The 11,061-nt window shown below is 67.9% G+C and carries 11 protein-coding genes; 1 reads left to right on the forward strand and 10 read right to left on the reverse strand.

The genetic code is table 11. The annotated features are described in order from the left end of the window. Positions 1 to 183 precede the first annotated feature (183 nt). The 9 genes from J3476_RS09750 to prfB form a co-directional block, all read right to left on the reverse strand. Positions 184 to 1,035: a maleylpyruvate isomerase family mycothiol-dependent enzyme gene (locus J3476_RS09750; protein WP_207066288.1), complete on the reverse strand. Its 852-nt coding sequence runs from the start codon at positions 1,033 to 1,035 to the stop codon at positions 184 to 186. Between the two features lie 10 nt (positions 1,036 to 1,045). Continuing rightward, positions 1,046 to 3,292 (reverse strand): bifunctional diguanylate cyclase/phosphodiesterase, encoded by a 2,247-nt coding sequence (locus tag J3476_RS09755; RefSeq protein ID WP_307726960.1) that lies wholly within the window; start codon positions 3,290 to 3,292, stop codon positions 1,046 to 1,048. 118 nt (positions 3,293 to 3,410) lie between these two features. After that, positions 3,411 to 4,355 (reverse strand): EamA family transporter, encoded by a 945-nt coding sequence (locus J3476_RS09760; protein WP_207066289.1) that lies wholly within the window; start codon positions 4,353 to 4,355, stop codon positions 3,411 to 3,413. Positions 4,356 to 4,384: 29 nt separating this feature from the next. Then, positions 4,385 to 4,879: an SsrA-binding protein SmpB gene (gene smpB / locus J3476_RS09765; RefSeq protein WP_152516370.1), complete on the reverse strand. Its 495-nt coding sequence runs from the start codon at positions 4,877 to 4,879 to the stop codon at positions 4,385 to 4,387. Between the two features lie 3 nt (positions 4,880 to 4,882). Continuing rightward, positions 4,883 to 5,779, reverse strand: a complete 897-nt coding sequence (gene ftsX, locus J3476_RS09770) for a permease-like cell division protein FtsX (protein WP_207066290.1) — start codon at positions 5,777 to 5,779, stop codon at positions 4,883 to 4,885. Continuing rightward, positions 5,780 to 6,469, reverse strand: coding sequence for a cell division ATP-binding protein FtsE (gene ftsE, locus J3476_RS09775; RefSeq protein ID WP_207066301.1), 690 nt, complete (start codon positions 6,467 to 6,469; stop codon positions 5,780 to 5,782). Positions 6,470 to 6,513: 44 nt separating this feature from the next. Then, complete coding sequence (locus tag J3476_RS09780; RefSeq protein ID WP_207066291.1) at positions 6,514 to 7,008, reverse strand: hypothetical protein; 495 nt, start codon at positions 7,006 to 7,008, stop codon at positions 6,514 to 6,516. Next, complete coding sequence (locus tag J3476_RS09785; protein ID WP_207066292.1) at positions 7,005 to 7,979, reverse strand: mechanosensitive ion channel family protein; 975 nt, start codon at positions 7,977 to 7,979, stop codon at positions 7,005 to 7,007. The genes J3476_RS09780 and J3476_RS09785 overlap by 4 nt, the downstream gene beginning before the upstream one ends. Further along, on the reverse strand, positions 7,969 to 9,075 hold the full coding sequence (prfB, locus tag J3476_RS09790; RefSeq protein WP_152516366.1) for a peptide chain release factor 2: 1,107 nt from the start codon (positions 9,073 to 9,075) through the stop codon (positions 7,969 to 7,971). Before prfB ends, J3476_RS09785 begins: the two co-directional genes overlap by 11 nt. A gap of 184 nt (positions 9,076 to 9,259) precedes the next feature. On the opposite strand from prfB, the gene J3476_RS09795 reads away from it, so the two are divergent. Continuing rightward, positions 9,260 to 10,651: an FAD-dependent oxidoreductase gene (locus J3476_RS09795; RefSeq protein ID WP_286182832.1), complete on the forward strand. Its 1,392-nt coding sequence runs from the start codon at positions 9,260 to 9,262 to the stop codon at positions 10,649 to 10,651. A 17-nt stretch (positions 10,652 to 10,668) separates the two neighbouring features. On the opposite strand, the gene J3476_RS09800 is transcribed toward J3476_RS09795, so the two are convergent. Further along, positions 10,669 to 11,031, reverse strand: a complete 363-nt coding sequence (locus tag J3476_RS09800; RefSeq protein WP_207066293.1) for a hypothetical protein — start codon at positions 11,029 to 11,031, stop codon at positions 10,669 to 10,671. Between the last annotated feature and the right edge of the window lie 30 nt (positions 11,032 to 11,061).

Genomic DNA, 11,061 nt, shown 5'->3' on the forward strand with positions numbered 1-11,061 from the left:
GGCAAGGAAGCGCGAGGACCAGGGCGGCTCGGCAAGGGCGCACGAGGACCAGGGCGGCTCGGCACGGGAGCGCGAGGCAACACGGCGGCTCGGCAAGGGAGCGCGAGGAGCGGCACGGCACGAGAACTGCCAGAAGCAGCGCGGCTCGCCGAGGCAGCTCGGGAACCGCGCGGACCGGCCCGCTCAGATCACGTAGTTCAGGTTCTCGACAACGCGCCGGCCGACAGTGTCATCACCGTCGAATTCGATGTCGGCCTCGTGCTCCGCTGCCGGTGTTCGGCCGCCGGCAAGCCGGGTGAACAGCAGGCCGTCGATCGTGATCGTCGTGGTCGGATCCGCCCCGCCGAAGTCCTCGACGACCTTGGCGCGCCCGTCGACCTGCACCTTGATCGTGCGCTGCAGCGGACCGGTCAACTCGATCGCCACACGCGACCCGTCGGGGGCACCGGCACGCTTGCCGACCACGAAGCCCATGCTGCCCGCCATCTCGTCGAGGGACAGCCGGGCCGTGGTGGTGGCCAGCTCGCGGTCGGAGGCGGGCGTGCCGATCGCGTCGCGGATGTCGTGCTCGTGCATCCAGCAGTCGAAGATGCGTATCCGCATGAACCGGCCGTAGCTGTCCGGCCCGGCCGGGGTGAAGGTGACCTCGTTCCAGACCTGTTCGCTCATGTCCTCGAGCGCCGCGCGCCGCGCTTGCAGAATGGCCTTCAATTCGTCCCGCATCTGGTCGGGGCTGTGCGCGCGCATCGAGTGAACCCAGGATTCGTTCATCGCCCCGATCTCGTTGCGGACGTGTCCGAGAGCGGAGACGTCGATGTCGATGTCCGGTGCGGGCAGCCCCTGCAGGAACGACTCGGTCCCGATGATGTGGGAGACCACGTCCTGCACGGTCCACCCCGGCAGCGCCGTCGCCGTCTTCCACTGGCTGTCCGACAGGTCGGCGAGCAACTTCTCGAGGTCTGCCCAGACGGCGAAGAGACCCGAAAGCACCTCGGCTTTGGGCAGGACGGTGACGGGGCGGTCGGTGCTGTTCACGGCCCGAAACTTAGTCCCCTTTCTGCGAGATCTCCGGCGAATCGGCTCCGCTGCCGGTCAGCCGGCCCTGCCATTGCGCGGCGAATTGGGTCATCGGCGCAGGCCACCCGAACAGCCGCCCCTGCGCCATCCGGCACCCGGCGGTGGCGATGGTCGCGAGTTGCTCGGTCGACTCGATGCCCTCGGCGATGACGTCGATACCGAGGTCGGCGCACAGTCCGATGACCGAGCGGTACAGCGCCAGATCGCGAGCGCGATCGGCGACCACGGCCAGGCTGCGGTCCAGCTTGACGACGTGGACGGGTAATGCGTGCAGATAGGTCAGCGAGTTGTAACCGGCGCCGAAATCGTCCAGGGCGACGCGCACACCGCCCGCGTGCAGCCGGGCGATCTGGGCTGCGGCGTCCGGCAGGTCCACGATCGGCACCGTCTCGGTGATCTCGACGACCAACCGCTCGGGCGCGACCTGGTACCGGTCCAGCGTGTGCCGCAGCCGCCGCTCGAAATCGATGTTGCCCAGCCGGGCCGCGCCGATGTTGACGTGGATGTCGGCGCCCAGGCCGGCCGCCTGCACCTCGCGACAGGCGAGGTCGAGCACGAGGGCATCGAGCACCGCTCCCAGACCCGCGGACTCGGCGACCGCGACGAACGTCTGGGGCGGGATGTGGATGCCGTTGGGGGCGGTCCAGCGGGCAAGTGCCTCGACGGCGACCACAACCTGGTCGGGCACCGACACGATCGGCTGATAGGCGAGGCTGAAACCGGTCGGTACCCCACCGGACGCCGCACGCAGGGCAGTCGGGAAGTCGGCGTGGACCCCCGCCGACGGTTGATAGACGATGGCGGTGTCCTTGCCGAGCCGCTTGCCCGCGTACATCGAGACGTCAGCTTGGCGCAGCAGGTCGTCGGAGGTCTGCGGCGCCCCGTCCAGCCCTGGACGGACCAGTCCCATGCTGGCCCGCACCCGCACCGACGACCCGTGCACGGGAAAGGGTTCACGCAGCGCCACCCGGAGCCGTTCAGCCACCACGTCGGGGGACTCCGACCCCCCGCCGATCAGGATCGCGAACTCGTCTCCGCCGATCCGGGCCAACATGTCGCCGTCCCCGACGCAGCGCGCCAGCCGCTCGCCGACCGCGCACAGCAGGTCGTCACCAGCCGCATGCCCGAAACGGTCGTTGACCTCCTTGAAGTCGTCGAGGTCGACGAAGATCAGCACGAAGCGGCGGTCGTGCATCGCCTCATCGAGCCGCTGCGCGAAGAACAACCGGTTGGGCAGACCGGTCAGCGGGTCGTGCAGCACCTGATGGGCGAGCGTGTGCTGGGCCTCGTAGAGCCGACGGGTGAGCACCCGCTGAGCGCCGGTGACGAGCACCTGGCGGACGGCCACGAAGATGACCATCGTCACGGTGGCAGCGATTTCGCCCGGACTCAGTTGATGGCCGGTGAGCAGATGGGCGGCGAGCAAAACCGTCACGCCGAGGAACCCGGCGTAGGGCAGGGTCAGTTGAGCCCAGTCCATCGGCCGGAGCTCGGAAGCCCCCGGTCGCTCGTCCTGGCCGTCGCGCAGGGAGTAAGCGATGAGCAACGGTCCCAGTACGAATCCGAGTCCCGCTGTGATCGCGCCACGGGACGGATCCGCGGCGGCGAAGTAGGCCACGATGCGATCGGCTGAGCCGATCAGCACCACCCCGGATCCGAGCAGCAGGTAGTTCGACCGGCCTGGCTGATCTGGCTCGTAGACCATTCCGACGACGGCGGCGATGACCACCACCGTGAGCTCGAGGATGGCGAACACCGCCTCGATCCCGGGGGAGCCCGATCGCGGCAGCGACGCGCTCGACTGCGCCCCGAGGTTTCCGAGCAACACCAGCACGGTGAACGAGATGGCGGCCACCAGACCGTCGAGCACGGTGGTGACGATGCTGGAGACGTCGGTGCGCAGCCACCGCCGGATCACGTCACCACAGCCGTGGGCGAGGGCCAGCACCGCCGCCAACGCGAACGCCAGGAGCGCGAAGTAGGCGGCGGCCGCCCACCAACTGGACCGTCCTCCGTTCAGCAGCCATTCGAGTTCACCGATCCACAGGCTCGCGACCGCCGCCACCGCCAGCAACCGCCACCAGCGGTCCGCGCCGGTCGCCCGGCGCGCCACGATCACCCCGTAGCCGATCGCGGCCGCGCTCGCCGCCGACCGCATCCCCAACGCAATCCAGCGCCCGGTCTCGCTGTCACCGAACACGAGCACGTTGGCCACCACCAACGCAACCGCGATGATGACCAGTGCACCCCGTGCTCGGTAGCCTGTGACGACCCCACCTCCTCCGTTGCAGCCACCGACTCCCCTCGGTGACGCCCCGCACCAGTGACGGTAACTAACCGGCAGTGATCAGCGCGACAGCCAACAGAGCGAGCACCATGCCGATGGCCTGCCACGACGTGACCCGCTCGCGCAGCACCACGATCGCCAACAGGACGGTCGCCGCGGGATAGAGCGCGATCAACACCCCGGCCAGGGACAGCAGGGACGCCTGCAGGGCCAGCAACGACGTCACCGTCGCGACCGCATCGAGTACGCCCGCCAGCAGCGCCAACCGCAGCGGCACCCCCCGGATCCGCGCGAGATTGGCGGTGGCCAGGGCAGCAACCAGGACGACCACCGTCGCTGCGACCCGGCCCAGCACCAACGGCCATAAATTCGCCTCGACGGGGATCTGGTCCAGGATCACGAAGTTCATGCCGAAGGCCACCCCGGCGCCGACGGTCAGCCACGCCACCTTCATGGTGAAGCGGTGGGGGCGAGCATCCTCATCGGGGCCGAACTCTCTTCGCGCAAGCGGCTCATCGGGGCCGAACTCTCTTCGCGCAAGCGGCTCATCGGGGCCGAACTCTCTTCGCGCAAGCGGCTCATCGGGCCCGAACTCTCTTCGCGCAAGCGGCTCATCGGAGGCCTCCCGGCTCACCAACACCACCGCGATCAGCGCCAGCACCACGCCGACCCCGGCCAGCGCGCTGGGCCGCTCCCCCAACGTCAGCCCCACCCCGACGGGCAGTCCGGCCACCAGGATCGCCGTCAACGGAGACACCACCGAGATCGGGCCCGAACCGAGTGCGGCGTAGAACCACCACACCCCGAATGCCTGCCCGACACCCGACAGCAGACCCCACACCACCGCGGCGGTGCTCATGGTGCCGCCGAGTGGCGCGGCTGCGGCGACCAGAACCACCAGCGCCACCGGGTAGGAGACGATCACGACCCGCAGCGCGGCGACCCGGCGTGATGCGATGCCGCCGACGAAGTCGCTGACGCCGTAGCTCATGGCGGCGACGAGCGCGGCGACGACGCCGATCAGGTCATGCCCTTGGCGCGGCGCCCCATCTCACGGGTGATCTCGCGCTCGGCGTCGCGGCGCGCGATGTCCTGACGTTTGTCGTGTGCTTGCTTGCCCCGTGCCAGCGCCAACTCGACCTTGACCTTGCCGCCGGTGAAGTACAGCGACAACGGCACCAGCGTCAGGTTCCCGTCGCGGATCCTGCCGACGAGGGTGTCGATCTGCCGCCGGTGCAGCAGCAGTTTGCGGTTGCGCCGCGGCGCGTGGTTGGTCCACGTCCCGTGGTGATATTCGGGGATGTGCAGGTTGCGCAGCCAGATCTCACCGTCGTCGACGGTGGCGAACGCATCAGCCAGCGACGCCTGCCCCTCGCGCAGGCTCTTGACCTCGGTGCCCATCAACGCCACCCCGGCTTCGAACGTCTCCAGGATCGCGTAGTTGTGCCGCGCCCTGCGGTTGGTCGCCACCACCTGGTTGTTGCTGTCCTTGACGGACTTGGCTTTTTTCGCCATCGGCTACCTTCGCACGTACAGCCGTAGCGTGACGTAGGCGGTGATGCCCGACATCGCCAGCCCCAGGAACAGCATCCACGGCGCGCTGTAGTAGAGCACGTCGGCGTAATCGATCTTGGCGATCAGGTTGGCCTGGTAGAACTGGTCGAGCGCGTTCTCGAGGAACAGAGCCCGCACCGCGATCAATCCGACGATCGCGATGACCACGCCGATGGATGCGGCCAGCATGGCCTCCAGCAGGAACGGCAGCTGGGTGTACCAGCGCGTCGCACCGACCAGTCGCATGATGCCGATCTCGGTTCTTCGGGTGTACGCGGCGACCTGGACCATGTTGGCGATCAACAACACTGCACCGATGGCCTGGACCAGTGCCACCGCGAATGCCGCGCTACTGATGCCGTCGAGCACCGCGAACAGACGATCGATCAGTTCCTTCTGGTTCAGCACGTTGAGCACCCCGGGCTGGCCGACCATCGCCTCGTCGAATTGCTGGTGCTGCTCGGGGTTCTCGAGCTTGACGACGAACGACGCGGGAAAGGCGTCCTTGCCGGCGACATCCTTGTACTGCGGGAACTTCGCGATGGCGTCCTCGTAGGCCTGCTCCTGGTTGAGGAACCGGACCGACCGCACGTCGTCACGCGCCTCGATCTGCGAGCGCAACGCCTTGCACGGGTCGGCGTCGCAGGTCGGGTCGTTGGCCGACACATCATTGGTGAGGAAGACCTGGCTCTCCACCCGATCCAGATAGATCTCGCGTGACTGGTCGGCCAGCCGCACAACCAGCAGACCGCCGCCGAACAGGCCGATGGAGATCGCGGTGGTGAGGATCATCGCGACCGTCATCGTCACGTTGCGACGAAGGCCGGTGACGACCTCGTTGATGAGAAAGCCGAAGCGCACTTAACGATCCATTCCGTAGACGCCGCGCTGCTCGTCGCGAATCAGCCGGCCGAGTTCGAGTTCGACGACGCGCTGGCGCATCGAGTCGACGATGTGATGGTCATGGGTGGCCATCACCACCGTGGTTCCTGTGCGGTTGATCCGCTCCAGCAGATCCATGATGTCCTTGCTGGTTTCCGGGTCGAGGTTGCCGGTCGGTTCGTCGGCCAGCAGCACCAGCGGCCGGTTGACGAACGCCCGCGCGATCGCGACGCGCTGCTGCTCACCCCCGGACAGCTCTGCCGGCATCCGGTTTGCCTTGCCGGACAGGCCGACCATCTCCAGCACGTCGGGCACCACCCGGTTGATCGTGTCGGAGCGTTTACCGATCACCTCGAGGGCGAACGCGACGTTTTCGAACACGGTCTTCTGCTGCAGCAACCGGAAGTCCTGGAACACGACCCCGATCACCTGCCGCAAGCCGGGGATGTGGCGCCCGGACAGCTTGTTCACGTGGAACTTCGACACCTGGATGTCGCCCGACGAGGGCTGGTCCTCGGCCAGCAGCAGACGCATGAACGTCGATTTGCCCGACCCGGATGGCCCGATGAGGAACACGAACTCACCCTTGTCGATCTTGACCGAGACGTTGTCGAGCGCTGGGCGGGCGGACGACTTGTACTGCTTTGACACACGGTCGAGGGTGATCATCACGGCACGCCAGTGTAGCGGGGTGGCATCGGAACAACCTGGAGCTACGGCGTCGGCTGCGTCGTCGGAGCCGGCGTGGGCGTCTCCGGCGGCACCTGCGTGAACGTCTGGGCATCCGACGGCCCGGTTCCGTCGGGATCGATGATCGTGGTCGTCGGCCCGGCTGGAGTCGGCCCCTCGGGCGACGTCGGCGACGTGGTGTCGCCCGGACCGGTGGTCTCCGACGGCGTCGTCGTGGTCGTGGTGGTCGTCGTGGTCGTGGTGGTCGTCGTGGTGGGTTCGGTGGTTCGGGGCGCGACGTTGGTGCGCGGCACCCAGGTGTATTCGGGGTCGGGCACGAACCCGGGCGGCACCACCTGGTTGGTCGGCTCGGCCGGCGTCTGCAACGGGGCCGAGTAGTTGTCGTAGACCCAGAACAACGCGACGAACGCGATGATCAGCCCGACGGTCGAGATCCGGACCCGGCCGCCGATGAGGTGGGCGTGCGAATGACGGTCAGACCGTTTCACCAGTTTGGTCAGGAAAGCGGGCGGTTTCACGATCTCTGCTCCGCGCGCTCGGTTGCACCGCCGTCGACGGCGGTTTCCTCACCGGTGGGACTGATGTTGCTCACCGTCGGAGTGTGGTCCTTGGTCGCGATGCCCGCGGTGGCCAGGGCCGCGATGATCAGGATTCGCAGCCGGCGACCCACCTCGAACTGCTTGCCCGGCAGTGTGCGCGCGACCATGCGCAGGTTCACGGTGTCGAGCTCGATGCTCTCCACACCCATCAGCTGAGGCGTGTCCAGCAGCAGGGCCCGCAGCTCGTCGTCCTCCATCGCGCGCTCCCCCACCCCGTGCAACACCTCGTTGACGTGATTGAGGTCGGCGGTGGTCGGCACCGGGATGTCGACGACGGCACGCGCCCAGTCCTTTGACATGTTCAGCGACCGCACGATGTTGCCGTTGGGAACGGTCCACACCTCGCCTTCGCTGGTGCGCAGCTTGGTCACACGCAGCGTGACCTCCTCGACGGTGCCCTCGGCCTCGTTGGGTGCGCCGAGCATGTTCACCTGGACCAGGTCACCGAAGCCGTACTGGCGCTCGGTGATGATGAAGAACCCGGCGAGCAGATCCTGCACCAGCTTCTGGGCGCCGAAGCCGAGTGCGGCACCGATCACCGCGGCCGGCGCGACCAGCGAGCTGATGGGAATGGCCAGGATGTCGGTGATCTGGACGCCGACCATGACGAACAGCAACGCCACCGAGACCCACGAGATCACCGACGCCACGGCCTGACGGTGCTTGGCGCTCTCGGTGCGGACCAGCTGATCGCTTTCCTGATACTGCGCGTCGATGCGCCGGGTGACCCGCTGGGCGGTCCAGTTGATGAACCGGGCGGCCAGCAGGCCTCCGATCAGGAGCAGCGCGATCGGTACTCCGCGGCCGAGGATCCACACGCCGGTGTCGCCGGTCCAGAAGCCGCGCCAGGCCTCGGCGAACCCGAGCGCGACCACCGTGTCAGTCGTCATCGCGGCGGTTGCGCCATCGGATACCGGCCTCCAGGAAACCGTCGATGTCCCCGTCGAGCACCGCAGTGGGGTTGCCGACCTCGTACTCGGTGCGCAGATCCTTCACCATCTGGTAGGGGTGCAGGACGTAGGAGCGCATCTGGTTGCCCCATGAGCTGCCGCCGTCGCTCTTGAGGGCGTCCATCTCGGCGCGTTCTTCCTGCCGCTTGCGTTCCAGCAGCTTGGCCTGCAGAACGCGCATCGCCGAGATCTTGTTCTGCAGCTGCGATTTCTCGTTCTGGCATGTCACGACTATGCCCGTCGGGATGTGGGTCAAACGGACCGCCGAGTCGGTGGTGTTCACCGACTGACCGCCGGGACCACTGGAGCGGTAGACGTCGACGCGGACATCGCCTTCGGGAATGTCGATGTGGTCGGTGGTTTCGGTGACGGGAAGCACCTCGACCTCGGCGAACGAGGTCTGGCGGCGGCCCTGGTTGTCGAACGGGCTGATCCGCACCAGGCGATGGGTGCCCTGCTCCACCGAGAGCGTGCCGTAGGCGAACGGTGCGTGCACCGCGAAGGTGGCGGATTTGATGCCGGCTTCTTCGGCGTACGAGGTGTCGAACACCTCGACGGGATAGTCGTGCTGCTCGGCCCACCGGATGTACATCCGCATCAGCATCTCGGCCCAGTCGGCGGCGTCGACACCGCCCGCGCCGGAGCGGATGCTGACCAGCGCCTCGCGCTCGTCGTATTCACCGGACAGCAGTGTGCGCACCTCCATCGCGGCGATGTCCTCGCGAAGCTGCGCCCGCTCGGAGTCGGCCTCGGCGAGTTCGTCCGCGCCGCCCTCCTCGGCCGCGAGCTCATACAGCACCGGAAGGTCCTCGAGACGTCGACGCAGGTCCTCGACGCGGCGGAGCTCGTTCTGGGCGTGGGACAGCTCGCTGGTGACGCTCTGCCCCCGGGCCTGGTCGTCCCACAGGCTGGGGTCGGACGCTTCGTGTTCGAGTTTCTCGATGCGACCGCGGAGACCCTCGACGTCGAGCACACGCTCCACGGTGGTGAGCGTGGAGTCGAGGGCAGCGATGTCAGCTTGGCGGTCTGGATCCACGGGAATTCAGCGTACTCACTCATGCAGCCCGCGCCGCCCCCGCTGCCCGCCCGGAGACGCGCTGGATTCTTCGTGACCGCCGTCAACAGCGTGGGGTGCGATCTAGCATCGGAGCTGAACCCCGTCCGGCAGCGTCGCGACAGCCCCTTGCGCCGCGGCCGGGCAGCGACGGAAGGCAGCCCCAATGCCCTCACTGCGCCCCTACCATGTGGCGATCGTCGGCTCCGGACCCTCGGGTTATTTCGCCGCGGCGTCCCTGCTGAGGTTCGGCTCGGCGCCCGAGTCGGAACGCGATGTGCGCGTCGACATGCTGGAGATGCTGCCCACGCCGTGGGGGCTGGTTCGATCCGGGGTGGCCCCCGACCATCCGAAGATCAAGTCGATCAGCGCGCAGTTCGACAAGACGAGCGCCGACCCGCGCTTCCGGTTCTTCGGCAACGTCAAGGTGGGCGAGCACGTCCAGCCGAGCGAACTCGCCGAACGGTACGACGCCGTCATCTATGCCGTCGGCGCCCAGTCCGACCGGCTGCTCGGCATCCCCGGTGAAGAGCTGCCGGGAAGCGTGGCCGCCGTCGACTTCGTCGGGTGGTACAACGCCCATCCACACTTCGGTGAGATCACCCCGGATCTGTCCAGCGGACGCGCGGTGGTGGTCGGCAACGGCAACGTGGCCCTCGACGTGGCCCGCATCCTGGTCAGTGACCCCGACATGCTGGCGGCCACCGACATCGCCGACCACGCGCTCGATTCGCTGCACGACCGGGGCGTCGAAGAAGTCCTCGTGGTCGGCCGACGCGGTCCGCTGCAGGCTCCCTTCACCACGATGGAGCTGCGCGAACTCGATCAGATGGACGCGCTGGGCGACGTCGACGTCGTGGTCGACCCGGCGGACCTGGCCGACATCACCGAGGAGGATCTCGAGGCCGCCGGAAAGACGGTCCGCAACAACGTCAAGGTGCTGCGGGGTTACGCCGAGCGGGGTCCGCGGGGAGCCAAGCGCCGCATCGTCTTCCGTTTCCGCACCTCGCCGATCGAGATCAAGGCCGGCGACGGAACCGAACCGCGAGTGGCTTCGATCGTGTTGGGCCGCAACGAGCTGATCAGCGGCGCCGACGGCCGGGTGACCGCGAAAGACACCGGTGAGCGCGAGGAGGTGCCCGCACAGCTGGTCGTGCGCGCGGTCGGATACCGGGGCCTACCCACCCCGGGGCTGCCGTTCGACGAGCGCTCCGGCACGATCCCGCACGAGGACGGGCGGGTACAGGGCAGCCGCAACGAGTACGTCGTGGGATGGATCAAGCGCGGACCATCCGGCGTGATCGGGAGCAACAAGAAGGACTCCCAGGACACCGTCGACACGCTGGTCGCCGATCTGCAGGACGGCCAGCCGGTCGAACGTCCCGACGATCACGCCGAGCAGCTGGAGCGGTGGCTGCTGCAGCGCCAGCCCAAGCTGGTCACCGACGACCACTGGCAGCTCATCGATGCCCACGAACGCTCCGCCGGTGAACCCACGGGCCGCCCGCGGGTCAAGTTGACGAGTCTGGCGGAGCTGTTACGGATCGGGCATGGCTGACGACGCCGCCGCGGCGATCAGCTTTCGGGCCCGCGCGGCTCGTTCGGCGGCAGCGGCTCTGGCGGCCGGCCGAAGCCCCACTTCTCCGGATTCTTCGGCGAGTACATGACGTCCATCAATGCGCCCATCGTCGGCCACTCGTTCACGTCGACGGCCAGTCGCGCGTAGACCACGTACTCGTCGACCGTCGGACCGTTGATGACTCCGGTGATGGTGACGTACTGCTCGCCGGTGACACCGTCAGGGCGCGGGCTGACGCCGGTCACCAGCAGCGTGCCGGGGACCCAGTCGCTGCCCGCGCCGCGCCGCCGCATGATCCAGGGGGCCGCCAGGAGCGCGATGGCACCGATGATGAGCAGCATGACCGCGATTTCCGCCACACCCGACATGGTAGGACCACTGCTATGACC

It is taken from the genome of Mycobacterium sp. PO1 (assembly GCF_017312405.1).
Lineage (GTDB): Bacteria > Actinomycetota > Actinomycetes > Mycobacteriales > Mycobacteriaceae > Mycobacterium.

Bases quoted from the DNA above. Each gene is read 5' to 3' on its own strand.
- J3476_RS09760 (WP_207066289.1), bottom strand. From the start codon at position 4,355: ATGAGCTACGGCGTCAGCGACTTCGTCGGCGGCATCGCATCACGCCGG.
- smpB (WP_152516370.1), bottom strand. From the start codon at position 4,879: ATGGCGAAAAAAGCCAAGTCCGTCAAGGACAGCAACAACCAGGTGGTG.
- ftsE (WP_207066301.1), bottom strand. From the start codon at position 6,469: ATGATCACCCTCGACCGTGTGTCAAAGCAGTACAAGTCGTCCGCCCGC.
- J3476_RS09785 (WP_207066292.1), bottom strand. From the start codon at position 7,979: ATGACGACTGACACGGTGGTCGCGCTCGGGTTCGCCGAGGCCTGGCGC.
- J3476_RS09795 (WP_286182832.1), top strand. From the start codon at position 9,260: ATGCCCTCACTGCGCCCCTACCATGTGGCGATCGTCGGCTCCGGACCC.